This is a genomic window from Bacteroides caecigallinarum, assembly GCF_021530995.1.
Lineage (GTDB): Bacteria > Bacteroidota > Bacteroidia > Bacteroidales > Bacteroidaceae > Phocaeicola > Phocaeicola faecigallinarum.
Genome location: NZ_JADYTF010000036.1, coordinates 1 through 26,998, shown reverse-complemented (window position 1 = coordinate 26,998; position 26,998 = coordinate 1). Strand labels below are relative to the sequence as shown.

Genomic DNA, 26,998 nt, shown 5'->3' with positions numbered 1-26,998 from the left:
AAAAGATATAGGGGAAGAAAACTTACTATTATTACAAATGATTACTTGCCTTTAACTATTATTGCTGAACTTGAACCAAAAGAATTGAAGCAATATAAAATAATTGATCCTGACGCTGAATTTGTTTATGGCTGTTATTATGAATATAGAAAAAGAGGTACTGAGTTCTTTCAGAAATGTATGTATGATGAGGCTAAAGAACAATATTTAATTGCTAAAGAATGTTCTGATTGTCCCGAAAATGCAAATCTTGATGAACTGATTGCAAATATTGATTCTATATTCTTATATCAGAAGCAGGCTGATGAAGCTTATGAATTGCTGGATTACCGTAAATCCTCAGTATTATATTCTAAGATTCTTACTTTGAATCCTTCTGATGCCCAGGCTTCGCAGAAAAGATATGAGAGCATTACTAAATATTCAAATGACTGTCAGAAGTATTTCGATATGGCCGAAGTTTATAAGACCAACGGAGAATATGATAAAGCTTTGGAATTATATGATAAAATAGTTAGCGAGAATTGTGCAAATGCATTGGTCGCAAGTTCTGAAGCTAAAAAAATACGTATATTAATGAACAGCCGAAAACAAAGAGTAAAGGTGTATGCTTATGAATATAGTAAGAATACTCCGATAGGAATAACAACAGGTTCGTACAAGAATAAAAAAGTAGGAGGTTATTTTAGTTTAAGTGTTCATCAAGATTTGTTTAAAGCTTTCCAAAAGGATTATGCGGAGGTTGAAAAACCTGAATTGAATGTGTCTTTTGGTTGGACTATCAATCCGGTTTCGTCTTTCCCGGTGTGGATATTCTTTGGACCTGGATACACTGGTATTGGAGAGTTTGTTGATAAAAATGGTGATAGATACGTAGGCGAAGAAGAAGAGGAAGGAGTTGAATCTTATGATACAACAGACGACAGTGATGATAATAATCCTACATTTAAGATTTATAGCGCAATTTCTCCGGAAGTAGGTTTGCTTGGCAAGATTGGTCCTATTGTTTTACGTTACACATTCCAATATCGCTTTGCCATATCAAAAGAATATGAAGATAAGATAAAATCGACACGACATGTTTTTGGTATCGGTTTCTGTTTCTGACAAAATAGCGTGTTGATATCGTAAAACAAACCGGTAAAGTACGTATCTCAAAATAGAAAATTAGTCCCGACTCGGTACGATTCGTAAGATTCGCCTCTGAGTCGGGACTAATAGCATCAGATTATATCATTCGGAACGTAACCATTAACGTAAGCGTCCGGAATAAAGTAGCTTTTATTATAAATTGATTTTCTTTGAAATCTCTTTTCGCAGGAGTTCCATTTTTGAATATGTATTATTAAGGAACTTTAATCCATTGTCTCTATTGTATAAGTCTTTGTATTTACATTTCTTTATATTAAACTTTAAATTATCTACAGCTCCATGTATATTAAGCCCAAAATCTATTGGTATTGGTGATTTTAAGACATCAACATGATAATCAAATACCAAATCTGTGCTATGTTGTCCACCGATGATTGTCTTGTATCTATCCCATTCTAAAGTAAAAGGAACAACCATAATCTGTTTGTCTTGAACAACGATATTCATAGAAATGCTATTGATAATATTTTTTTCTCTATTCTTTAATCTTAATTTTTTTGATACCTCAGCAAATACTTTATCATTTCTTAATGTAATATTATGACTGTCTATCGTACATACAGCTCTCGCTGTAGATAAATCAGGAAGCATATTGGGGAGAAGTGAGCATTCAGCCGTAATGTGGCTGTTTATAAGACCATCCATTGATTTTATTAATGGTTGTATGGTTGATATGGATGGTAATACTTGACTGATTTGCCCTACCAGTAAATCGTTTATCTTCAAATCAAAAATAGAATTTACGTTATTCTTGTTTTGACTATTATAAAGTATTTCTAAATTTATCTTGCCTAAGTTTGTTCTGGTGCCTATATCTCCATAAGCTTTTTGATCTTTAATAATTATATTACCGTTTGCATTCTGAAGATTGATATCATTGTAATCCATATTGTTTACACTCAAATTAATGTCTAAATTCAGATTCTTAGGTATATATATAGGATGTTTTTTCTGGGTGCTTTCAGGCTTTTGTGTTTTTGTATTGCTTTTATTATTGAATATGTTATTGTAATTCTTTATCAACATGTTTATTTCTTCATTATTTTCATTTGAATTGGACGAGCCATCAATATACGTATTGTATAACTCGTTGTAGTTCATATTGTTTGAAATCAGGCGCAAGCTTCCATTTATCTGGCTCTTGTTTTGTTGGTCTTTAGAAGTGTAAATAATTCCTGTAAGAACGCAATCTGATTTTTCGGAATTGAGTTCCACTCGGTTTAAAACAATTTCATTGTTCTTGAATGTGAGTCTTGCATTATTGGATTTAATCGTTTGTGGAAATGACTTGGCAAATATGAACGCCTCTTTATAATTTATCATTCCCTTGATGGCATAATTACTTATTGAGGACGATTGTTTTGAGTTTGAAGATTTTTGAGTGTTATTATCATGAAATTCAGTAATAAAGTTGCCGTTTTTTATTGCTAAAATATTCTTATTCTTTAAATCTGCATATTTAAGCTCTTTGGCGTTTATAACTAAAGCTCCTTCTTTTGCCGAATTTTTATTTTTTCTCTCTTTTGTACCAATATGAGCTTCTAAGTTTTTACCGTTTATTAGGGTATTGTCTTTTATTTTGGAACTTATTTCATTGCAATTCAAATGAATAGTGACAGGTGGAACGGCATCTTTATTGTCAAATGACATGGCAGTATTGGTCCTGATAAAAGATTTGGAAATATTGATATTGATATTATTTTTATAGTCGATTAATAATGTATCAATATTGATAGTTCCGCTTAAGACTTCTTTGTTGTCGATAAAATTGCTTTTATTGGTTTTGTAACCAATATTCAGGTTAAAATTTGACGAATAAATATTTAAATCATATTGTTTGGCATTGGCATAAATCTTGTCAGATTTAATATTACCGTCAATCCATATTTTATTGTAGAGTTCTTTCTTTAAATCATTCAAGTTAAATGCATAAGATATATTGGACAAAAAATCTCCTTCAACGTCAATTACGTTTGATGATAGAAACTCTTTGCCTATTTTATTGAAATCTATATTGCCTACCAATTCTCCTGAAACAAAAGGATTGTCAAAATTGGTGATTTTATTGTGCATTTTGATTTCAGAGTTTAGTCCGGACATTGAAAGGTCCTTTAATTCAATATAACAGGAATCGGGATTGTTGCTATAATTGAATATTGCATTCATCTTTATATTGTCGATAACACTCATTTTAGGTTTATAACACACCTTTCCGTTACTAATCTGGGCTTTTATAAATAAATCAGGTATGGTATCGTAAGTCTTACCATATAATTTACCCTCTAATAGTGTTTCTCCGTCAATGGAATATTCATCTTTGAATTTTGAATATTGCGAAGGTATATAGTCTATGAAGTCTTTTAGTTTAGGTATTTTCATTTTAAAAGAAACGTTTGCGAATGTCTCTTTTTTATGTTGTAAGTCGCTAATCTCTCCTGATATTTCAAAAGGAATATTATTTATTAGCAGTTCAGCTTCTTTGATTTTTATGTCGTTATATTTGTTGGGGGTTAAACATTTGCAGTTGACAGTAAAATTAAAATCATTGTTGAAGTTTTTATTTCTAACCTCAACGTTTTTACATTCAGTAAAAAGAGTAAAATCTCCATTTGACGAATTGACTATTCCATCTAAAATGACATTTGTGTTATTAAATGATAAGTCGTTCTTTGTAATATTGTCTTTAACTTTTATTACTCCATTGTTCACAAGTAGCTTATTGATATTAAGCTGGATTGTGTTCTCGGACTTTTTAATGTTTTTCCTATTTAAAATTATCTGAGGCTTGTTTTTATTTATAATAATGTCAATTTTAGGACTTTCGACTGTAATGGTGCTCAGATTAAGTTTTTTTTCAATTATAATGTCGCTCAGGTCTGTTGTGCTGAAAACCTTTTTGAATTTCACATCAATACTTGATATGGAGTCGCTGTTATTGTCGCCTATGGACAGTTCGCCGTCTTTGATAGAAAGACTTATTTTAGGCCATGAGCTTAAATATTCCAGCTCGACTGTTTTACAGCTGAAATCTAAGTTTGTATTATTGTTGATTTCATTTTGTACCATTTCTGTCAGTTTGTTTGGTGTAAGGAAATAATTATTAAGTACCAGGAAGATACAAAATGGTACAATGAAAGTAAGAGCAATAATAATTACTGATACTAATAAAATAATTTTTGATGCTTTCATGCTTGGAAAGTTGTTTATATCGTTAATTCTTTAGTATATAGGTGTCGTTAAACTTTTAATAAGCAATGTATTATACACAACCTATATGCAATATTCGCAAAATTTTCGGATATATGCAAACATGTTTTCGGTAATTTGGCCTATAAATTTATTTATAATTTTTTTTAATCAATTACGACTTGTCTGATAATATCAAATTGCTTTATTATTGAAAATATTTTACCAAAATGTGTGATTAGCTCAGAATTTGTTTGTATTTTTACCATGGATGATGGAGATTGGTCTTATTCCTAATTTCCGCATCGTTTGCTGAATGGGCTACAAAATATTATGAAAGAGCTTGTTTTTTAATTTTAAACTATTATTTTTACCAATGTAAATTCTAAATTCATGAGAGTTATGAAAAAAATTGTTTCAACTTTATTGGTTATGCTATGCCTGTTATGTGCTGTTCCTTCACAGGCTCAGGTAAAGTTTGGTTTTAAAGGTGGTTTGGATATTTCCAAATTAGACACTAAGGTTAGTGATAATAGAACCGGTTTCTTCGTTGGCCCTATGATTGATGTTACTCTGCCTATTATTGGTTTGGGAATTGATGTAGCAGCTCTCTATTCACAATCAGGTATGGATGTGAACAATGAAAATTCAGAGAAATTGAAGTCTGTTGAAATCCCTGTGAACCTTAAGTGGACACTGGGACTTGGAAGTACATTAGGCTTTTTTATAGCTGCTGGTCCTCAGTTTGGCTTCAGTTTAAACGATGGATGGAAGCAGTTGATGGAAGAATCTAATAAGAGTTTTGTTAGTGTAAATATCGGTGTCGGACTGAAATTAATACGCCATCTTCAGGTTGGAGTTAATTATAATATTGGAGCAAGCAAACTTGGAGATATGGTCTTGGATGCTTCGGATGTAGATTTGCGTACTGGTGTAAGAAAGAATTCATGGCAGGTGTCGCTGGCCTATATGTTCTGATAAATTGCTGATGTAATACAATAATCCTCCATACATTAATCGAGTGTTGATGTATGGAGGATTTTTGTTGATTCAAATCAATAAAACTGCAAAAAGTAAGCATTTGATAATTAATATTGAACAAATCATTTGAGTCGCTTGTATTCTAAACTGTATGATAAATTAATAGGTATAGTTTTTTATGAAGCAGAAATCTGAAAAAATTGAGATTAAAGAGACTTATGTAGCACCTTTGTGTGAGTGTATAGAAATTTCTTCGGAAGGAATATTGTGTGCCAGTGGTATACAATCTGATGGAGGAAGGTTTGGATCTGAGGATGACTTTTTTATGGGTGAATGGTAATTTATCGCTATAGTTATGGATAGAATCAATAGGGTATTCGTTATTATGGCTTTGCTCCTAGCTTCTACGTCATGTAGTAAGGATGAGGCTGGTAATGTAGATAGCAATGTAGATAATAAAGATTTCAGGATGTCAATGACAGTATCGGATTTGTCAGGAAAGTCAAGGGCATCTGTTGATGAGAACCTTCCGTCGAATGGTGGAAGTCTTCAGGTGAGATGGGATAAAGGCGACAAGGTGCGCATGATGGTTGGAAGTAATCCTGATGATGTGGTGGCTTGTGATTTCTCTCTGATAGGAGGTCCTTCAATGGGGTCCGGAAATTTTGAATACATAGGCGACAGGGTTGAGACAAATTATTATTATGGTATATATCCGCCAATGGAAATAGCAACAAATGGTGAGGTTCAATTGAATGTAGCGATAGACGGGACTATAAGCCAGGCGGCAGCTGACGACTCACATCATTTGGGACAGTTCAGACCAATGTATGCACCGCCGGTACAGAATGAAGATGGTGGAAATGTGTTGGAAGGAGTAGTATTCAGGCATCTTACATCGCTTGTAATATTCAAAGTGACGAATGGCACTGACGAAACTTTCAATCTGAATTCAATAGAACTTTCAACTTCTGATGGAAATGCAGTGTTCTATTCGTCTGCTTCTTTCAATCCTCAGAGTCAGACGGAAGCAGTGGTCAGCGGCAGTCCTTCTGCAGCTGTAGCTATGCGATTTAACGCTAATGGTATGCAGGTTGCATCGCAGGAAATGAAGAAGGCTTATCTTCCGGTTCTTCCTACCGGCGTTTTTTCAGCATCGCAGTTAAGGGTTAGAGCCATGACTGACAGAGGTGAGTTCATCACTGAGCTTCCTATCGCAGCAAGCCAGACGTTGAAACGATTCCAGGCTGGCAGCTACTGTATATTCAACCTGAAAAAGACTACGACTGGCATTACTGTGGAAATTGGGTTGCAGGGTTGGGAAGATGGTGAGGTGGTGGATGTTCCGGTATTATAATCAAATAGGTTATATATCTTCACCCGGTTCATCACAAAATGTACTTCAGGACCCATTAAACTAAGATTGTTATCAGGCTATGAAACTAATAAGTGAAAGTAGCCTGAATTTTAATTAAATCTCGGATGAGGTGGGATTTACTCCTACACAATATAAAAAGAATTACGTTGATGGCAGTTTGCAACAGTAATGCTTCTAGACTTGTGTAAATTTGTAGAATTTTGTTTTCTAATGTTTTTTATTTAAATTATTTTGCATTGATGCCATTATTGTTGGATTTATTTTATATATTTGCATGGTAGAATTAAATAATGGCAAATAATAACCTTAAATTTTAAAATTTGATTATATGACTTTTGCCTAAGATAGTTTATACATCTCTTTGGAAATTCCAAAACTATATATAAATATGAACTGTAAGAATATTATCAGGACTGTAGCATTGTGTCCTATCTTGTCTCTTTTTTCTTGTACAACAAGTGAAGAATATTACACAAAACATTTGGAGTTCCCGGAAGGTATAACAATCGAGCAGAAAGTTGATATGGCATCTCGTCTGGTTCCTACACCGCAACAGCTGGAGTGGCAGAAAATGGAGTTGACAGCTTTTCTACACTTTGGAATAAATACTTTTACCGGACGTGAATGGGGTGACGGAAAAGAGAATCCTGCTTTGTTTAACCCAACCGAACTAGATGCGGAGCAATGGGTACGCAATCTTAAAGATGCCGGTTTCAGAATGGTTATTTTGACAGCAAAGCATCATGATGGTTTCTGTCTGTGGCCTACAAAGACAACGAAGCACTCTGTAGCATCGTCTGCATGGAAAGACGGTAAGGGAGACGTTGTGAAAGAATTGCGTGAGGCATGTGACAAGTATGGAATGAAGTTCGGTGTCTATCTTTCTCCGTGGGACAGGAATGCAGAATGTTATGGAGATTCTCCAGCATATAACAAATTTTTTATTGAGCAGCTTACCGAATTATTGACCAATTATGGTGAAGTACATGAGGTATGGTTTGATGGAGCTAACGGTGAGGGTCCGAACGGAAAGAAACAGGTCTATGATTGGGATGCATTTTATTCTACAATACGTACTCTTCAGCCAAAGGCTGTAACTGCCATTATGGGTGATGATGTTCGTTGGGTTGGTAATGAAAAAGGTCTCGGACGTGAGACTGAATGGAGTGCAACAGTACTTACTCCTGGAGTATATGCACGCGCAGCTAAGAACAACGAAGCCTTGAATATTAATAATATGTCAAAAGACCTTGGAGGAAGGGATATTCTTGCAAAGGCAAAAGAACTGTTCTGGTATCCGTCCGAGGTAGATGTGTCTATTCGTCCGGGATGGTTCTATCATGAATATGAGGACAGCAAGGTGAAATCTCTGAAACATCTTGTTGATATTTATTTTCAGTCTGTCGGCTATAACTCTGTTTTGCTTCTTAATATTCCTCCTGACACAAGAGGACTTATCAACGAAGCCGATGTGAACAGACTTAAGGAATTCAAGGCTTATATTGACGAAGCTTTTGCCGATAATAAAGTTGTTGACGGTAATAAGCTTTGGAAAGCGGTACAGGGAGAGCAGAAGGAATATGCCCTTAAAAATAATTCTGAAATCAATGTGATAATGCTTCAGGAAGATATATCCAAAGGTCAGAGAGTGGAAGGTGTTAATGTAGAGACACTGACTGACGGACAATGGAAAAATGTTGCACAAGGTACAACTGTAGGATATAAGAGAATGTTCAGATTCCCTGCTGTAAAGGCAGAAAAGGTACGTGTCACTCTTACCGCTTCAAGAAACAAGGCTAATATATGCAATGTAGCTGCATATTATGCAGAACCTGTTGCCGATGATGCGGTTGGTCAGGAGTGGAATAATCTGTCACGTGATGGATGGAATGTTGTCTCAAAATCACCGTTGGTAATAGATCTCGGACAGAAAGTATCTCTTTCGGCATTTACATACGCTCCTGCAAAGGCTGAGGCAAAACCTGATATGGCATTCAAGTACTCTTTTGCGGTTAGCACTGATGGAAAGAATTGGAAAACAATAAAGAAAGACAGCGAATTCAGTAATATAATGAATAATCCTATTCCTCAGACTGTTTCTGTTGATGGAGCCGCAAATATCAGGTTCATACGTCTGGATGCTGTTTCTGTAAATGGAAAAGCTGCTAAGGTTGATATTAATGAAATTGGAGTTAATGTCAAAAAGTAAAATCTAATTTAATACTAAATGCAAAAGATTTTTATTACTGCAATTTCATGTGGGCTGCTTGTGACTTCTGATTTAATGGCAAGTCAGAAGCAGCCTAACATAATAATGTTCCTAGTTGATGATATGGGATGGCAGGATACGTCTGTTCCGTTTTATAATAACGAACAAACTCCATTGAATAAGCGTTTCAACACCCCTAACATGGTGAGAATGGCAGAAATGGGAGTGAAGTTCACGCAGGCATACGCTTGCGCTATTTCTTCGCCTACAAGATGCAGCCTGATGTCGGGGATGAATGCTTCAAGACATCGTGTAACAAACTGGACCTTGGAACTGAACCAAAAAACGGACAGTAAAAGTAACGTGATTGAACTGCCGGAATGGAATTTCAACGGTATTCAGCCTGCCAATGAGAAGGGTAAAATAAATAATGCTACTGCCATAACGCCATTGCCGCAGATTCTTAAAGACAATGGTTATAGAACAATACATTGCGGGAAGGCACACTTCGGGGCAAGAACAACTCCGGGTGCCGATCCTTCTACCATGGGATTTGATGTAAATATTGCCGGAGGACCTAATGGCGCGCCGGGAGGTTATCTTGGTACAAAGAATTTTGGCGAGGGGACTCGTTTTGCAGTCCAAGGACTTGAGAAATACTACGGACAGGACATATTCCTGACTGAAGCTCTTACGATTGAGGCTATCAGAGAGATGAAAGAGTCTGTAAAAATGAACAAACCATTCTATCTGTATATGTCTCATTATGCTGTTCATAGCCCGTACGATGAAGATAAACGTTTTGCCGGAAAGTACAGGGGTAAATATGATGAGCAGCTGAAAGCAGGAATGAATGAGAATGAAGCCAGATATGCAGCACTGGTTGAGGGTATGGACAAGAGCCTGGGTGATATCATTGATTATCTGGAACAGAATCCTGAAGTGGCAGCGAATACAATTCTGCTTTTTATGTCTGACAATGGTGGACAGGGACTTAACAATATTCGTCAGGGAGTGGAAAACCGCGACCAGAATTATCCTGCACGTGCCGGAAAAGGTTCTGCCTTTATGGGTGGTGTAAGAGAACCGATGATGGTATATTGGCCTGGTGTGACAAGACCCGGTACGGAGTGTGAACAAAAGGTTATCATAGAGGATTTCTTTCCGACGATTCTTGAAATGGCAGGTGTCAGAAAGTATGAGACTATACAGGAAATTGACGGAAAGAGCTTTGTGAAGTCCTTGAAGAAAGGAAAAATTACAGACAAGGATAAGGCTGTGGTATGGCATTTCCCGAATCTGTGGGGGGAGACTCAAAATAAAGAGGAAGGATACGGAGCATACTCGGCTATATTAAAAGGTGATTATCATCTAATATATACCTGGGAAACCGGAGCCTTGCGCCTGTTTAATATTAAAGATGACATAGGTGAGCAGAATGATCTGGCAATAAAGATGCCGGAGAAGGTTAAAGAGCTTGCCGCCGAATTGTCCGATTATCTTAGAGAAAGGGACGCACAGAGACCATCGATGAAAGCTACTGGAAAGATTATTCCGTTTCCCGATGAAATATTATAATTTACAGCTAATTTATAATTCTTAATTTTTTAATTATTAATTAATATCATGAATACCTTGTATAATAGATTGCCGGTTTATGTTGCAGGTACGGCTGCTATGCTAGCGGCAACTTCATGTTCCGAAGAGAAAAAGGAAAAGGAACAGCAGTATAATATAGTATATATAATGACTGACGACCACACATCGCAGATGATGAGCTGTTATGACAATCGTTATGTCGAGACACCCAACCTTGACCGTATAGCGGCAGACGGTGTGAAGTTTACTAATAGTTTTGTAGCTAATTCACTCAGTGGACCAAGCCGCGCATGTATGTTCACAGGAAAGCATAGTCATGCAAACGGATTTTATGATAATACTACATGTATTTTCGACGGTTCGCAGCAGACGATGCCAAAGTTGCTTCAGAAAGCCGGTTATCAGACTGCGATTATAGGTAAATGGCATCTTGAGAGTCTGCCGACAGGTTTTGACTATTGGGAGATATTGCCGGGACAGGGTGATTACTATAACCCTCGTTTTATAGAGATGAATAATGATACTATTACAGAGAAAGGATATCTGACCAACATAATTACGGAAAAGAGTATTAATTGGTTAGAGAACCAAAGGGACAAGGATAAACCTTTCTGCCTGTTCGTACATCACAAGGCTTGCCATCGTAACTGGTTGCCTGAATTGAAATATCTGTCTCTATATGAAGACAAGACTTTTGAGATGCCAGACAATTTCTATGACGATTATGAAGGTAGGGAAGCTGCAAAGACTCAGGAAATGAGTATCATGAAGGATATGGACATTATGTATGACACAAAGATGTATAGAGTCGACATGGATAGCCGTCTGAAGTCAACATATGAGGCTATGATTAACAGACTTGATCCTGAAGACCGTAAGGTTTATGAAGATTTCTATCAACCTATCATAGATGAGTTCTACAAAAAGAATCCAAAGGGAAAAGAACTGGCGGAATGGAAATACCAGAGATATATGCGCGATTATGCCAAAGTGCTGAAATCGTTTGACGACAATGTAGGACAGCTACTTGATTATCTTGAACAGAAAGGCTTGCTGAAGAACACTCTTGTAGTTTATACTTCAGACCAGGGATTCTATATGGGAGAACACGGATGGTTCGACAAACGTTTTATGTATGAAGAATCAATGCGTACACCACTCGTAATGCGTATCCCAGATGATTTCAAGACTAAGGCTAAAGGTGAAATTCCTCAGATGGTACAGAATATTGACCATGCTGCAACATTCCTTGATCTTGCAGGTGCCGAGATACCGGAAGACATACATGGAGTATCTGTACTTCCTTTGCTGAAGGGTGAGAAACCGGCAGACTGGCGTAAGTCTCTTTACTATCATTTCTATGAATATCCGGCAGAACACATGGTAAAACGTCATTATGGTGTTCGTACAGAGAGATACAAGCTTATTCATTTCTATAATGATATCGATTCTTGGGAACTCTATGACTTACAGGAAGATCCAAAGGAAATGAATAATCTATACGGCAAGGAAGGTTATGAACAGATAACTGAAGACATGATTAAGGAACTGAGAAAGCTTCAAGCTCAGTACAAAGACCCTATTGAAGAGAAACTAAAAGAGAAATTATAAAATTTGTATAATCAAGAAGTGACATTGCCATAGAATTGACTTTGTCACTTCTTTTAAACTTGTTATTACCATGAGAAATCGTTTATTATTTATTCTTGCTACGTTGGTATTCGCTTTTACGTTTGCAGGACTTGATGCACAAAAACGTTTCGACAGTAAGAAACTTTATTCAGTAAGTTCCGTTAAGTATAAAGGAAAGGTATGGACTTATGCCGGAGTAGCTCCTAAAATCAAGCTTTCTTCAGCTAATGAAGCAGATAAGGCTCAACTTTGGTCTATTGCAGACTTGTCCGGAAGTTACAGATTTGTCAATCCGTTCGACAATCAGGCTATACAGGCCGGTGAGAACGGTTTCGTACAGGCTGTAGAGACTAACGGGTCAGACGAAATGCAGCTCTGGCTTATTAAACCTGAAGGTAAATATGTACGTTTGATTCCATCGAACAAAGCACAATGGATGGCTGTCTGTAAGGAAGATGGCAGTGTGGTTCTGATGGACGCCGATAAGGCAAAAAATGATGAAGCGGCACTTTTTATAATTACAGAGACTAAGGTAGCTGCGCCTGCATCCGCTCAGACAGCAGTACGCGAGAAAGTATATTGGGAAGACGAAACAATGTTTGCAGAAAACAAGGAAAAAGGTCATGCCACTTATACCCCATACGTGAGCGAGAAAGAAATGATGGCAGACAGAGAATTTTATGCGACACCATGGGTCTATACAAAGAGTAAATCCGTAGAATTCCTCAATGGAGACTGGTATTTCAATTTCGTGCCACAGCCTTCGGAACGTCCTGTGGATTTTTATAAAGAGGATTATGACATAAGAAGTTGGGCTACTATCCCTGTTCCTTCAAACTGGGAAATGCATGGATATGACAGACCTATATACTGTAATGTGGAATATCCTCACTCTAATACTCCGCCATATATTGATGCCCGCAAGGGATTTAATGATGGTGGCAAGAACTACGGTATAAATCCTGTAGGTTCTTATGTCAGATTCTTCGACCTTCCTGAAAACTGGGATGGAAAGCGTACTTTCATTCAGTTTGGAGGTATATATAGCGCCGCTTTTGTTTATCTCAATGGAGAGTATGTAGGTTATACGCAGGGAGCAAACAATGTAGCCGAATTTGATATCACAAAACTTTTGAGAGAGAAAGACAACAAGCTTGCAGTGCAGGTGTTCCGTTGGAGTGACGGCTCATATTTGGAATGTCAGGATATGTTCCGCATGAGTGGTATATTCAGAGATGTATTCATTTATTCCACTCCTTTGGTCAGTGTAAGAGACCATTATATAACTTCCGAACTTACTCCTGAATCAGGTTATAAGGACGGAAAGATGAATGTTGAACTTACTCTTGACAATCGTGACGGTATGACCGGTGATAAGGATATAGTAGTAAGACTATCAGATCCTTTCGGAAAGACTGTTGCTGAAGAAACTCTTTCAGTAAGTTTTACCGGAAAGAAACGTACTGATAAATTGAATGTAAGTTTCAATTTGAAGGACCTGTTGCTTTGGACAGCGGAGACACCTGATCTCTATACAGTGTCAGTGATACAACGTAACGGAGGTAAGGACGAAATGGCATTTTCTACCAAATATGGATTCCGTGATATAGAAATAAAGGGATCCCTAGTTTATATCAACGGGAAACGAGTATTCTTCAAGGGTGTGAACAGACATGACACTCATCCTTTGTACGGACGTGCGGTTACTACAGAATCAATGCTTGAGGATGTGTTGCTGATGAAGAGAAACAATATCAATACTATTCGTACATCGCATTATCCAAATGCTGCAAAGATGTATGCAATGTTTGATTATTACGGACTTTATACTATGGATGAGGCTGACCTTGAAGACCATGCCAACCAGTCGATAAGCGATATGCCTTCTTGGATTCCTGCATTCGTAGACCGTATTGACCGTATGGTATTGCGTGACCGTAATCATCCGAGTGTGATTTTCTGGAGCCTCGGTAATGAGTGTGGAGGCGGTAACAACTTCCAGGCTTGTTATGATGCCGCAAAACGTCTTGACCCACGTCCTGTGCATCACGAAAGTACCCGTGACGGAAAGGAATATGGCGGTAACAGATTCAGCGACCTTTATTCGAAGATGTATCCTGGTATGGACTGGATGGACAAGTATGTCAATTCGTTCGACAAACCTATGTTTATCTGTGAGTATGCTCATGCCATGGGTAATGCCATCGGTAACTTGAAGGAATACTGGGAAAGTATTGAAAGCAGTAATTCCACTATTGGTGGAGCTATATGGGACTGGGTGGATCAGGCTATATATGAACCTAAAGACATATTGAACGGAACTTATGAAGGAAGACTCCACACAGGTTATGATTTCCCTGGTCCTCATCAGGGTAACTTCTGTTCTAACGGTATAGTTCCTGCCACTCGTCATGAATCACCGAAATTGAAAGAGGTTAAAGCTGTTTATCAGTATGTGAAGTTTGCTATGACTGAAAAGAATGTAAAGAAGAACACTGTATCGATCAATATTAACAATACGTATGATTTCATTACACTGAACGGCTACGAACTTTTGTGGGAAACTGTAGAGAATGGAAACATAGTAGGAAAAGACAGTATGCTTTTGCCTGCTATTGCTCCTGACATGTCGCAAGATTTCACATTGAAACTTCAGGGAACAAATTTGAAGAATGCAGAAAAGAATGGAAGTGAAGTTATGCTGAATCTTTATGTACGCAATACTAAACAGACAGAATGGTCGACTGCCGGACATACAGTGGCACAGAAACAGTTCGAACTTTTGTCAAGAGGAACTCTTCCGGAACTTAAATCAAAGGCTAAAGTGGCAGGACTTAATGTTGAAAAGAACGAGAAGGAAATAACAGTGGGTAATGCTTTTGTCTTTGCAGCTTTTGATGTGACAACAGGACGTATGACAGAATTGCGCCTGAATGGTCTGGACGTGATATACGGTAAGCAGGGATTCCTGTACGACAATCATCGTTTTGTAGAGAATGACCGTGGCCCATTTAAGACAGAAAATGGACTTGAACCAACAGGTAATTGTAATGTGGTAGAAGAGTCAGATGGCAGGGTAGTGGTTACTACATCTCGCGGAGGAACGCTTTGTGATTCTGAAATCATATATACATTCCTGCCTAACGGAATACTAGATATGGATGTCAAGCTTACTCCTAAGACTAAGGAACTCTACCGTGCCGGACTGGTATGTGCTGTAAATGCAGGCCTTAACAAAGTGGATTACTATGCATTAGGTCCTTGGGAGAATTATATAGACCGTAAGGAAGGTTGTATGATGGGACGTTATTCTACTACTGTAGACGATATGGTGGAACGATATATGAAACCTCAGAGTATGGGCAATCGTGAGTCTTTGCGCGAACTGAAACTGACTGGTAAAGACGGTTGTGGAATACGCATAGAGACAGAAGGATCTGTATCATTTTCAGCTCTAAGATATACGGATACAGATCTTATGAATGCCAAACATATGTGGGAGTTGCAGAAACGTCCGTATATAGTGCTTCACCTTGATGCTCAGGTAAGAGGTCTTGGAAACGGCAGTTGCGGACCTACTACATTGGATACATACAAGATTGCTCCTCTACCGTTCAAGTATAAACTGAGAATATCATACACAGACTGATAAAATTAGAAAATGCCACAAACAGACAATCCAGTTTGTGGCATTTTTTCAATTAATCACAAGGGTATTTCACTCCCCATTCCTTTCGCAGCGCATCCATCTGATGCATTATTCTTATAGTTTCCTTGTGAGGCATGTAAGGCGATTCCTTCCAGCCTTTTTCGATAGCCTCAATAGAAGCTCTTACCTGATATTCGAAACCTGTAATCTGTTCCGGAGCCTTGTATTCGGCTTTCAGTTTATAGTCTGTATCGAAGATTTTTATACATTCAGGATTGTTGATATTTTCTATTACCATGAACCCCTTGTCGCCCGAAATAACTCCCATTCTGTCAGTCTGGGCATATACAGATGATTGCAGAGATGCCATCTTGCCATCGTTGTAGAAAAGAGTGATGTTTTCTTGCGCGTCAACTCCTGTCGCCGTCAGCTGGCATGCGGAGTGAACTTCCTTTATATCACTTCCGAAAGCCATAGCAGCGAAATTCAGGGTATAGACACCTATATCGAGAAGGGCTCCGCCTGCAAGTTCCGGCTTGGCTATTCTGTCCTTGTCGGCAATCACATATCCAAGGTTTGCAGACAGAGTGTAAGGTTTTCCTATCACTCCTTCATCCAGCAATTCCTTCATTTTTACAGACAGAGGCATGTAGCGAGTCCATATGGCCTCGGTTATGAATACATTCTTTTCTTCAGCCAGACGGATAAGCTCTTCAGCCTGACGGGCATTTGCCGTAAATGATTTTTCGCACAGTACAGGCTTGCCGTTCATTATGCACAGACGCGCGTGTTCGAAATGGTGTGAATGTGGTGTAGCTATATAAACCAGGTCGACCTCGCTGTCGGTAACCAACTCCTCATAACTTCCGTATGCTTTGCTGAAATTCCATTTCGTAGCAAAAGCCTGAGCTTTCTCGATACTTCTTGATGCCACTGCATAGCTTTCCGCTTCCTGCATTCCGTTGATGGTGGCGGCCATTTTTTCGGCTATATGTCCGCAGCCGATAATACCTATTTTATATTTTTTCATTCTGTATAAAATTAGTTTAACTTCGTTGACTTAAAGTTTTGCAAAGCTATAAAAGTTTGGGAATATTTAGAGACAACGGCATGTCCTTTTTTGTACCTTTGCGGTATGAAAAAGTACGTCGATGTCATATTGCCGCTTCCCATTGCGAATACGTTCACATATTCTTTGCCTGAGTTACTTGAGGACCGGGTGGAGACTGGTTGCCGTGTAGTAGTACCTTTCGGAGTCAAGAAGTATTACACTGCTATCGTTGTGAAGATACACTATTCGGCACCTGAGGAATATGAGACGAAAGATATTTCCGAGGTTCTGGACAAAACACCCGTGATGCTGGAACGCCAGTTGGCTTTCTGGAAGTGGGTGGCGGAATATTATCTGTGTACGCTTGGCGATGTTTATAAGGCTGCACTCCCTTCGGGAATGAAACTGGAGAGTGAGACTGTGGTGGAATATAATCCTGATTTCGTGGCTGATGAACCTCTCTCGCCTAAGGAGCAACGTATACTTGACATCCTGAGTGTGGATACTGAGCAATGTATCACACAGATAGAACGTGCTGGAAATATCAAGAATATTCTTCCGGCAATAAAATCACTGATGGAGAAGGATGCCATCCGTGTGAAAGAAGAACTGAAACGCAATTACAAGCCTAAGACAGAGGTTCGCGTACGATTGCAGGAGAGTATGCGCGATGAGACTGTACTCCGGAAACAGTTTGACCTTCTGGCTCGTGCCCCCAAGCAGCTTGCTCTGCTGATGAAATATATTGAATTGTCCGGATGGATGCAGGAAGGAAAACTTCTGACAGAAGTCTCGAAAAAGACACTATTGGAGGCTTCCGGCGCATCTGCATCAATCCTGAACGGTCTTATCGACAAACATATATTCGAAACTTATAACTACGAGATAGGACGTCTTATAGCCGGAAAGACAGATACAGTACCATTGAATCCTCTGAATGAAATACAACAAAAGGCTTTCCGTTCCATAATGTCGTCGTTCCATCAGAAAAACATCTGTCTTCTTCATGGAGTTACAGCCAGCGGAAAGACTGAGGTGTATATACATCTGATAGAAGAAGTTATTAAAGCTGGGAAACAGGTTCTTTATCTTCTTCCGGAGATTGCACTTACCACTCAGATAACTGAGAGATTGAGACGGATATTCGGCTCACGTCTTGGTGTATATCATTCAAAGTTTCCGGATGCCGAACGTGTGGAGATATGGCAGAAACAGCTTACAGACAATGACTATGATGTGATACTCGGTGTACGCTCGTCAGTCTTTCTTCCTTTCCGCAGACTGGGGCTGGTGATAGTGGACGAGGAGCACGAAACATCGTATAAGCAACAGGATCATGCACCGCGCTATCATGCCCGGAGTGCAGCGATAATGCTTGCATCGCTTTATGGCGCTAAAACCCTTCTCGGTACAGCAACCCCGAGCCTGGAATCGTATTATAATGCCACTCACGGAAAATACGCTCTGGTAGAGATGAAGGAAAGATATCAGCAGATACAGTTGCCGGAGATAGAAGTAGTGGATATTAAGGAACTGGCACGCAAGAGACGTATGTCGGGCCATTTCTCACCTTTCCTCTTGCAGAAGATGAGGGAAGCGCTCGAGAGCAAGGAACAGATAATCCTTTTCCAGAATCGTCGTGGATTTGCGCCTATGATAGAGTGCCGCACATGCGGTTGGGTGCCGAAATGTAAGAACTGCGATGTGAGTCTTACATATCATAAAGGATTGAACCAGCTGACGTGTCATTATTGCGGATATACATACAGTGTGCCCAAGTCATGCCCGGCTTGTGGAGGAGTGGAACTCGTGAACCGCGGCTTCGGAACGGAAAAGGTGGAAGACGATATAAAACAGATATTTCCCGATGCCACAGTGGCACGAATGGATATGGATACCACCCGCACACGTACAGCATACGAAAGGATTATCAACGATTTCCAGGAAGGAAGGACAGATATACTTATCGGAACGCAGATGGTTTCCAAGGGACTGGATTTCGACCGTGTGAGTGTAGTGGGAATTCTGAATGCCGATTCCATGCTCAACTATCCCGACTTCCGTTCGTATGAGAGAGCATTCCAGCTTATGGCTCAGGTATCGGGTAGGGCAGGTAGGAAGAACAAGCGTGGTCTGGTAGTGCTTCAAACCAAATCGCCCGATATCCCGCTAATACATCAGGTGGTTACGAACGATTACAATGCACTTTACGATGAGCAGTGCGCCGAACGAAGCATGTTCCGCTATCCTCCGTTCCACAGACTGATATATGTATATCTCAAACATCGTAATGAAGATGTTCTGGAACAGGCTGCCGACTGTATGGCATCATATCTGCGAAACGGACTTGGCGACAGAATTCTAGGTCCGGACCGTCCACCAGTAGGGCGGATACAGACACTCTTTATAAAGAAGATAATGATAAAGGTTGAACAGCAGGCATCAATGTCGAAAATCCGCACATACCTCCAGCAGGTGCAGCGGGCGATAATGGAAGATGAACGCTTCAAGTCGTTGATGGTGTATTATGATGTAGATCCGTATTAATAGAACTCCGTCAACAGACTGATAACTAATAACCAACAAATAACAATTGAGAACCAACAACTTAAAAGAAAGTATGAATATAGAATTAGACGTACATACACATACCATAGCCAGTGGTCATGCCTTCAGCACATTGCAGGAGATGGCACAGGCGGCAGCAGCAAAGGGACTGAAACTGCTGGGAATAACAGAACACTCGTCAGGTATTCCCGGAACGTGTGACCCCATTTATTTTCGCAATCTTCATGTCGTGCCGAGACAGATGTATGGCATAGAGCTTCTTCTTGGAGCGGAAATTAACATAACGGATTTCAACGGTAATATTGATATGGACGAGTTCTATCTCCGTATGCTCGATCTTCGTATTGCAGGTATACATTCGTTATGTTATACTCACGGAACTAAGGAGCAGAACACTCATGGCATGGTTAATGTGATTTCAAATCCATACATAAATATCATCAGTCATCCCGGTGATGGAACAGCAAGTCTTGATTTCGAACCTATAGTACTGGCTTCGAAAGAGCATCACACTCTTCTGGAGATAAACAACAGTTCATTGAAGCCATGCCGTAACAAGCCGGAGGCGAGAGGCAATAATCTGGAAATTCTGCGATTGTGCAAGAAATACGAAGTTCCTGTCATTCTTGGAAGTGATGCGCATATTTCTTTCGATATAGCAGAGTATGGTTATGCCATGCAACTGTTGGCAGAGATAGAATTCCCTGAAGAACTGATAATGAATACCGATGTAGAACGATTTAAACAGTATATAGGAAAATGAAAATACTTTTTGTGTGCCTCGGTAATATATGCCGTTCTGCTACAGCAGACGAAGTTATGCGTACCCTTTTGAGAAAAGAAGGTCTTGATAAGGAGGTGGAAGTAGACTCTGCCGGAACAAGTTCATACCACCGTGGCGAATTGCCCGACGAACGTATGCGTATGCATGCTGCACGCAGAGGTTACAGACTTACACATCTGTCGCGTCCGGTATGTACAGACGATTTTTATAATTTCGATCTTATATTGGGAATGGACGACCGCAATATAGCAAATCTTCGTGATATGGCTCCGGACATTGAATCGGAAAAGAAGATTGGCCGCATGACAGACTATTGCCGTACTAAGGTGGTTGATTATGTTCCTGACCCTTACTATGGCGGAGCACAAGGGTTCGAAAATGTATTGGATATACTTGAAGATGCCTGTCAGGGTCTGCTGGAAGAGATAAAGAAGGACTTGTAGAAATAATCTTTTATGATTGTTTATTTGCACATACACTCATATTTATTTTCCTTTGCATCTGAAAGATAAAAAAACTATATTAATATACCATGGAACAGACATTTGCACCTTTTGCCAAGCCACTGTATGTGATGACTAAACCTGTAGGAGCGGTATGTAATCTGGCTTGCGATTATTGCTATTACCTTGAAAAATCAAATCTGTATAAAGATACGTCCAAGCATGTGATGAGCGACGAGCTTCTGGAACGCTTCATCAAAGAGTATATCGGCTCGCAGACTATGCCACAAGTGCTCTTCACATGGCATGGAGGAGAAACATTGATGCGTCCGCTCAGTTTCTACAAGAAGGCTGTGGAACTTCAGAAACGTTATGCCGGCGGAAGGACGATAGACAACTGCATTCAGACTAATGGTACATTGCTTACTGACGAGTGGTGTCAGTTCTTTAAAGAAAACAACTGGCTTGTGGGAGTATCTATAGACGGTCCGCAGGAGTTTCATGATGAATACCGCCGAAACAAGCAAGGACTTCCTTCATTTGTTAAGGTTATGCGCGGTATAGAGCTGCTTAATAAACATGGTGTGGAATGGAATGCCATGGCTGTGGTGAACGACTATAATGCTGATTATCCGGTGGAGTTCTATAACTTCTTCAAGTCAATAGGCTGCCACTATATCCAGTTCGCTCCAATCGTGGAGAGAATTTTCAAGCATAACGATGGCCGTCATCTGGCATCACCTATGCAGGAGGGAGATAAGCTGGCAGATTTCTCTGTAACACCGGAGCAATGGGGATACTTCCTTTGTAAGCTTTTTGACGAATGGGTTAAGAATGATGTCGGTGAGTATTTCATTCAGATATTCGATTCTACACTTGCCAATTGGGTGGGTGAGCAACCCGGCGTATGTTCTATGGCGAAGACTTGCGGACATGCAGGAGTGATGGAGTTCAACGGTGATGTCTATTCGTGCGACCATTATGTATTTCCGGAATATAAGCTGGGCAATATTTATCAGAAGACATTGGTTGAGATGATGTACAGCGAAAGACAGCAGGAGTTCGGACTGATGAAACAGAAGTCGCTGCCTACACAGTGTAAGGAGTGTGAGTTCCTGTTTGCATGCAACGGCGATTGCCCTAAGAACCGTTTTGCGAAGACAGCGACCGGAGAACCTGGTCTGAACTATCTGTGTAAGGGATATTATCAGTTCTTCAAACATGTAGCTCCATACATGGACTATATGAAAAAGGAACTTCTTGCCGAACGTGCTCCTGCAAATGTTATGGAGGCTATACGTAATGGCGAAATTGTCTTGGAATAAATGCCGTGACACGAACGTGTAACGCGTGTTGCACGTTCGTGTCACACGCGTGTAGCGTTCGTGTTCCGACCGTTACACGTCCGTGTCACGCCAACTGTTTCTTGATTTCCGGATAACTATTTCTTGAGTTCCGGATAACTTATTCGCGTGTGATACATTGTTTTCAGCTTTTCCTTGAACACGCTTTTCACAGTAGCAATATCCTTGAATGTGATAGGGCACTCCCTAAAATATCCTTCCTGCACCTGCGAATCTATAATCTTCTCAACTAGAGCAGAGATACTTTCTTCTGTATATTCATGTAAACTTCTTGATGCTGCTTCCACCGAGTCAGCCATCATCAGTATGGCCTGTTCCTTAGTGAACGGATTAGGACCAGGATACTGGAATACTGTCTTGTCTACCTCTTCGTCAGGATGCTCGTTCTGATACGATATGTAGAAATATTTGGTAAGTCCGTTCCCGTGATGGGTACTGATAAATTCTTTAATCACCGAAGGCAGATTATGCTTGTCCGCAAGCTTCAGACCGTCTGTGACATGGCTTATTACAATCTGTGCACTTTGTTTGTAATTCAGCTGGTTATGCGGGTTTACGCCCGATTGGTTCTCGGTGAAGAATGCAGGATTCATCATTTTCCCTATATCGTGATACATGGCTCCCGTACGTACTAACTGACTGTTGGCGCCGATACGGTTGGCTGCTGCTGCAGTAAGATTGGCCAGTTGCAGTGAGTGTTGGAATGTTCCCGGAGCTATTTCCGACATTTCTCTCATCAGCTTGGTGTTGATATTCGACAGCTCCACCAGAGTTACGTTCGATGTAAACCCGAAAGTCTTTTCAAGAATGAACAGCAGAGGATATGTGAACAGCAATAACAATCCGTTTATAACGAAATTCATGTATACGTATGTGCTCAGTTGTGCAATCTCGCTTACGTGTACCAGGTCAAGCGCAAGGTATAGAAGCGAGTAAGTTATAGTGACGAGAAAAGCACTGTTGAGCAGCTGTGAACGTTGCGACAGTTCCCTCAAACTATATATAGCGGCCATACCTGCCACGGCTTGCAGCAGGATGAATTCGTGTGGCGTCCTGAGTGCTATTGAAGTGATAAGTATAGTCACTATATGCGCCATAAAAGCTGTACGCGAATCGAGGAATATTTTGATTAGCATTGGAATCATGGCGAACGGTACTATATACACACTCAGAAACGCATGTTCCACCATGAGGAATGCTATTACAGGAAATACTATTATGATACTGAAAAGTAGATACACCTTGCCTTTCACGTTGTAGAAGTCTCGGCGGAATATCTCAAGATATACCATGAACAGGGCTACCATTATTGATGCGAAAAGAATCTGTCCAAACAGTGTGAGACGCTTTTCGGCCACTGTCTCACTACGGTTATTCCATTCTTTTTGCATGGAACGGAGTATATCAAACTTCTTCTGGTCTATAATCTCTCCGCGATCTATAATCTTTTGGCCATTCATTACATATCCGGTTGCCCAGGATATATTGGATAGAAGCTCCTGTCTGGCTGTCATGGATTTTTCCGAATCGTAAGTCAGGTTAGGAACTATATAGTCGTTCAGGTTGCATTGTTGCAACAATGTTTTGTTGAAATGTACAGTATCGGCATTAATTAGTTTTTCGTAGGCTTCCTTGATGGTGTATATTTCATCTACACTTCTTTGGACCGCTGTGTTTTCAGTAATGGTTTGTATAGTTGAGGTTCCTTCCTGTTTCAACTGTTCCATATCGTTGGGAGATATGACTCCTGTTTCATATATTTTCTCCAGAGTCTTCTCTATATGTCTTTTATAGTTGGCATATTCCTTTATAATCAACGATTTGTCATTATAGTCCTTTTTCAGTTTTTCTATCATCTCCTGTCCTGTTTCAGCATTGAGGTGATAGTATGGATAATAGAACTTGAGAATGCTGTCCTGTTCGGTTTTTACTTGCTCTTCACCCTTATATATAGGGAAATCGAATGATGCCTGAAGAAGTCCGTATTTCCATGGCTTGTTAAGCTCAAACTGGTAGTTGAACTTACCTTCCTTAGGCATGAAATAGACGATGATTGACACAGTGACTATAAAAATAGCACATTTGTAGAGGAGTTGTTTGTATGAAAATGTATTGTCTTTACGGAAAGTTTTCATAATCAATGTATATTTTGGGTGCAAAATAAGCAAAAAACGGGAAAATTAGATTACTTTTGCGTAATATTTTAGTTGAAAATCAATATGTCAGAAAGAAAAGTAAGAGTTCGTTTCGCACCTAGCCCTACAGGTGCGTTGCATATCGGCGGTGTGCGTACTGCCTTGTATAATTATCTCTTTGCCCGTCAGCATGGCGGAGACCTTATTTTCCGTATAGAGGATACTGACTCAAACCGTTTCGTTCCCGGTGCGGAAGAGTATATCATCGAATCGTTCAAATGGTTGGGTATAAAATTCGATGAAGGCGTAAGTTTTGGTGGAAACAACGGACCTTACCGCCAGTCGGAACGTCGTGATATATATAAGAAATATGTTCAGGTTCTGCTCGATAACGGCAAAGCCTACATCGCTTTCGATACTCCTGAAGAACTTGATGCCAAGAGAAAGGAAATTCCTAACTTCCAGTATGATGCTTCTACACGTCTTTCAATGCGCAATTCATTGTCAATGAGCAAAGAAGAAGTAGATGCTCTTATTGCTGAAGGAAAGCAGTATGTAGTACGTTTCAAGATTGAACCGAACGAGGATGTACATGTAAATGATATTATCCGTGGCGATGTGGTTATCAACTCGTCTATCCTTGATGATAAGGTGCTTTACAAATCGGCTGATGAACTTCCTACATACCATCTTGCAAATATTGTTGATGACCACTTGATGGAGGTTACTCACGTAATCCGTGGCGAGGAATGGTTGCCTTCCGCTCCGCTTCATGTACTTCTTTACAGAGCATTCGGATGGGCAGACACTATGCCTGAGTTCGCTCATTTGCCTTTGCTTCTTAAACCGGACGGAAACGGTAAGTTGAGTAAGCGTGATGGTGACCGCCTTGGTTTCCCTGTATTCCCATTGGAATGGCATGATCCAAAGAGTGGCGAAATATCTTCAGGTTACCGCGAATCGGGTTATCTTCCTGAGGCTGTTATCAACTTCCTTGCCTTGTTGGGATGGAATCCTGGTAACGACCAGGAAATAATGTCGCTTGACGAACTGGTAAAACTCTTCGATTTGCATCGTTGCAGCAAGGCAGGAGCTAAGTTCGACTACGAAAAGGCACGCTGGTTTAACCATGAGTATATCTTGAAGAAAGATGACGCTGAGATAGCTGAATTGTTCAAGCCTGTATTGTCGGCACATGGTGTGGATGTATCAGCTTACAGTGATGCTTATCTTACTTCTGTAGTTTCATTGGTCAAAAGCCGTGTGAACTTCGTTAAGGAATTATGGGATCAGGCACGTTTCTTCTTCGTGGCTCCGGATTCATACGCCGAAAAGGATATCAAGAAACGCTGGAAAGAAGATACTCCTCGCATCATGAACGAGCTTATAGAAGTGCTTCGTGGTATTGAAGATTTCAGCTCAAAACCATCTGAAGACATTGTTATCGGCTGGATTACTGAGAAGGAATACCATATGGGTAATGTTATGAACGCGTTCCGTCTTGCTGTAGTAGGCGAGTGTAAGGGACCTCACATGTTTGATATCACTGAGCTTCTAGGTAAGGAGGAGACTATCAGACGTATTGAAAAAGCAGTAGAAGTACTGAAATAAACGATAATTTTTTGTTGTATTCTTTTGGAGATGGATTATGTATATTTTCCTTCTCCAAAAGATTTTTTTTATATAAAGGCAGTTTTTATAATCGGTCATTTGTATTTAAGTCTTTTAATGTATATATTTGTATTTATATACACAATTACTATAAATAAAATATTGAACTTTAAATTGATACATTAATCACATAACAAATTATTTCATGTATAAATTTGATTATTTAATAGTTGGTAGTGGATTGTTTGGCGCCACTTTTGCTTATCAAGCAAAAAAAGCCAACAAAAAATGTCTCGTAATAGATAAACGTAATCATATTGGTGGTAACATCTATTGTGAAAATAAGCATGGAATAAATGTCCATAAGTATGGAGCCCATATTTTCCATACGTCAAATAAGGAAGTATGGGATTTTGTAAATAGTATTGTTGAATTTAACAGATATACTAATTCTCCGGTAGCTAACTATAAGGGAAAGTTATTTAACTTGCCTTTCAATATGAATACTTTCTATCAGATGTGGGGAGTTACTACACCGGCTGAGGCTATGGATAAAATAAATTCTCAACGAAAGGAAATGCTTGAGAAAATTTCATTGTCTGAGACTAAGGAACCTGCCAATCTTGAGGAACAGGCAATATCTTTGATAGGTGTTGACCTCTACGAAAAGCTTATCAAAGGATATACTGAAAAACAGTGGGGAAGAAAGTGCACTGAGCTTCCGTCTTTTATAATAAAGAGACTTCCTGTGAGATTCGTTTTCGATAATAACTATTTTAGTGACAAATATCAGGGTATTCCTATAGGTGGTTACAATAAGCTTATTGAGGGACTCCTTAAAGATGTTGAAGTAATCACCGGTACTGATTTCTTTGAGAAAAGGGAATATTGGGAACAGATAGCTGAGAAAATTGTATTTACCGGCAAGATAGATGAGTTTTATGACTATAAGTTTGGCAAACTTGAGTATAGAACAGTATATTTTGAAGAGGAAGAATTGGATTGTTCAAATTATCAGGGAAATGCGGTTGTAAATTATACGGATATTGATGTCCCATACACAAGGGTGATTGAACATAAACATTTCGAGATGTTTGGAGAAGATGTAGACAAGTGCAATAAAACTATTATTTCTAAAGAGTATTCTGTGGAATGGGATGATAGCCTTGAACCATATTATCCGATAAATAACCCTAAGAACAATGAACTTCACCAGAAATATAAGGCTCTTGCAGATAAGGAAACTCGAGTAATAT

16 protein-coding genes are annotated in these 26,998 nt (G+C 39.4%); 13 read left to right on the top strand and 3 right to left on the bottom strand.

The features are described from left to right. The coding region (locus tag I6E24_RS06900) for a tetratricopeptide repeat protein (protein WP_235327342.1) at positions 1-1,107 on the top strand (1,107 nt) is incomplete at its 5' end. A 177-nt stretch (positions 1,108-1,284) separates the two neighbouring features. Here I6E24_RS06900 and I6E24_RS06895 read toward each other — a convergent pair. Then, positions 1,285-4,341, bottom strand: a complete 3,057-nt coding sequence (locus I6E24_RS06895) for an AsmA family protein (protein ID WP_235327340.1) — start codon at positions 4,339-4,341, stop codon at positions 1,285-1,287. A 399-nt stretch (positions 4,342-4,740) separates the two neighbouring features. On the opposite strand from I6E24_RS06895, the gene I6E24_RS06890 reads away from it, so the two are divergent. The 6 genes from I6E24_RS06890 (at position 4,741) to I6E24_RS06865 (ending at position 15,786) form a co-directional block, all read left to right on the top strand. Further along, positions 4,741-5,316: a porin family protein gene (locus I6E24_RS06890; RefSeq protein ID WP_235327338.1), complete on the top strand. Its 576-nt coding sequence runs from the start codon at positions 4,741-4,743 to the stop codon at positions 5,314-5,316. Positions 5,317-5,674: 358 nt separating this feature from the next. Next, positions 5,675-6,676 (top strand): fimbrillin family protein, encoded by a 1,002-nt coding sequence (locus I6E24_RS06885; RefSeq protein WP_235327336.1) that lies wholly within the window; start codon positions 5,675-5,677, stop codon positions 6,674-6,676. A gap of 409 nt (positions 6,677-7,085) precedes the next feature. Next, positions 7,086-8,906, top strand: coding sequence for an alpha-L-fucosidase (locus I6E24_RS06880; RefSeq protein ID WP_235327334.1), 1,821 nt, complete (start codon positions 7,086-7,088; stop codon positions 8,904-8,906). 18 nt (positions 8,907-8,924) lie between these two features. After that, on the top strand, positions 8,925-10,484 hold the full coding sequence (locus tag I6E24_RS06875; protein WP_235327333.1) for a sulfatase: 1,560 nt from the start codon (positions 8,925-8,927) through the stop codon (positions 10,482-10,484). 48 nt (positions 10,485-10,532) lie between these two features. Beyond that, the gene (locus I6E24_RS06870; protein ID WP_235327331.1) at positions 10,533-12,116 is read left to right on the top strand and encodes a sulfatase family protein; all 1,584 of its coding nucleotides are present in this window, start codon (positions 10,533-10,535) and stop codon (positions 12,114-12,116) included. A gap of 70 nt (positions 12,117-12,186) precedes the next feature. Then, entirely contained in the window at positions 12,187-15,786 is a 3,600-nt protein-coding gene (locus I6E24_RS06865; protein ID WP_235327329.1) for a glycoside hydrolase family 2 TIM barrel-domain containing protein, read from the top strand. Between the two features lie 52 nt (positions 15,787-15,838). Here the strand turns inward: I6E24_RS06865 and I6E24_RS06860 are convergent, their stop codons facing one another. Beyond that, positions 15,839-16,828 (bottom strand): Gfo/Idh/MocA family protein, encoded by a 990-nt coding sequence (locus tag I6E24_RS06860; RefSeq protein ID WP_317218727.1) that lies wholly within the window; start codon positions 16,826-16,828, stop codon positions 15,839-15,841. 93 nt (positions 16,829-16,921) lie between these two features. Between I6E24_RS06860 and priA the strand changes: the two genes are divergently transcribed. The 4 genes from priA (at position 16,922) to I6E24_RS06840 (ending at position 21,957) form a co-directional block, all read left to right on the top strand. After that, on the top strand, positions 16,922-19,384 hold the full coding sequence (priA, locus tag I6E24_RS06855) for a replication restart helicase PriA (RefSeq protein WP_235327325.1): 2,463 nt from the start codon (positions 16,922-16,924) through the stop codon (positions 19,382-19,384). A 73-nt stretch (positions 19,385-19,457) separates the two neighbouring features. Then, a complete protein-coding gene (locus I6E24_RS06850; protein ID WP_235327323.1) occupies positions 19,458-20,168 on the top strand; it encodes a phosphatase in 711 nt (236 codons plus the stop codon). Continuing rightward, on the top strand, positions 20,165-20,632 hold the full coding sequence (locus tag I6E24_RS06845) for a low molecular weight protein-tyrosine-phosphatase (protein ID WP_154043519.1): 468 nt from the start codon (positions 20,165-20,167) through the stop codon (positions 20,630-20,632). The genes I6E24_RS06850 and I6E24_RS06845 overlap by 4 nt, the downstream gene beginning before the upstream one ends. An 89-nt stretch (positions 20,633-20,721) precedes the next feature. After that, the gene (locus I6E24_RS06840) at positions 20,722-21,957 is read left to right on the top strand and encodes an anaerobic sulfatase-maturation protein (protein ID WP_235327321.1); all 1,236 of its coding nucleotides are present in this window, start codon (positions 20,722-20,724) and stop codon (positions 21,955-21,957) included. Positions 21,958-22,073: 116 nt separating this feature from the next. Here the strand turns inward: I6E24_RS06840 and I6E24_RS06835 are convergent, their stop codons facing one another. Continuing rightward, positions 22,074-24,131 (bottom strand): HD family phosphohydrolase, encoded by a 2,058-nt coding sequence (locus tag I6E24_RS06835; RefSeq protein ID WP_235327319.1) that lies wholly within the window; start codon positions 24,129-24,131, stop codon positions 22,074-22,076. An 84-nt stretch (positions 24,132-24,215) separates the two neighbouring features. On the opposite strand from I6E24_RS06835, the gene gltX reads away from it, so the two are divergent. Further along, a complete protein-coding gene (gene gltX / locus I6E24_RS06830) occupies positions 24,216-25,742 on the top strand; it encodes a glutamate--tRNA ligase (protein WP_235327317.1) in 1,527 nt (508 codons plus the stop codon). Between the two features lie 205 nt (positions 25,743-25,947). Further along, positions 25,948-26,998, top strand: a 1,051-nt coding sequence (gene glf / locus I6E24_RS06825; protein WP_235327315.1) for a UDP-galactopyranose mutase, incomplete at its 3' end; no start/stop codon positions are given.

What these genes read in the sequence shown, in the direction of transcription:
- I6E24_RS06895 (WP_235327340.1), bottom strand. Translation starts at nt 4,341, where the DNA reads ATGAAAGCATCAAAAATTATTTTATTAGTATCAGTAATTATTATTGCT.
- I6E24_RS06890 (WP_235327338.1), top strand. Translation starts at nt 4,741, where the DNA reads ATGAAAAAAATTGTTTCAACTTTATTGGTTATGCTATGCCTGTTATGT.
- I6E24_RS06885 (WP_235327336.1), top strand. Translation starts at nt 5,675, where the DNA reads ATGGATAGAATCAATAGGGTATTCGTTATTATGGCTTTGCTCCTAGCT.
- I6E24_RS06880 (WP_235327334.1), top strand. Translation starts at nt 7,086, where the DNA reads ATGAACTGTAAGAATATTATCAGGACTGTAGCATTGTGTCCTATCTTG.
- I6E24_RS06875 (WP_235327333.1), top strand. Translation starts at nt 8,925, where the DNA reads ATGCAAAAGATTTTTATTACTGCAATTTCATGTGGGCTGCTTGTGACT.
- I6E24_RS06870 (WP_235327331.1), top strand. Translation starts at nt 10,533, where the DNA reads ATGAATACCTTGTATAATAGATTGCCGGTTTATGTTGCAGGTACGGCT.
- I6E24_RS06865 (WP_235327329.1), top strand. Translation starts at nt 12,187, where the DNA reads ATGAGAAATCGTTTATTATTTATTCTTGCTACGTTGGTATTCGCTTTT.
- priA (WP_235327325.1), top strand. Translation starts at nt 16,922, where the DNA reads ATGAAAAAGTACGTCGATGTCATATTGCCGCTTCCCATTGCGAATACG.
- I6E24_RS06850 (WP_235327323.1), top strand. Translation starts at nt 19,458, where the DNA reads ATGAATATAGAATTAGACGTACATACACATACCATAGCCAGTGGTCAT.
- I6E24_RS06845 (WP_154043519.1), top strand. Translation starts at nt 20,165, where the DNA reads ATGAAAATACTTTTTGTGTGCCTCGGTAATATATGCCGTTCTGCTACA.
- I6E24_RS06840 (WP_235327321.1), top strand. Translation starts at nt 20,722, where the DNA reads ATGGAACAGACATTTGCACCTTTTGCCAAGCCACTGTATGTGATGACT.
- I6E24_RS06835 (WP_235327319.1), bottom strand. Translation starts at nt 24,131, where the DNA reads ATGAAAACTTTCCGTAAAGACAATACATTTTCATACAAACAACTCCTC.
- gltX (WP_235327317.1), top strand. Translation starts at nt 24,216, where the DNA reads ATGTCAGAAAGAAAAGTAAGAGTTCGTTTCGCACCTAGCCCTACAGGT.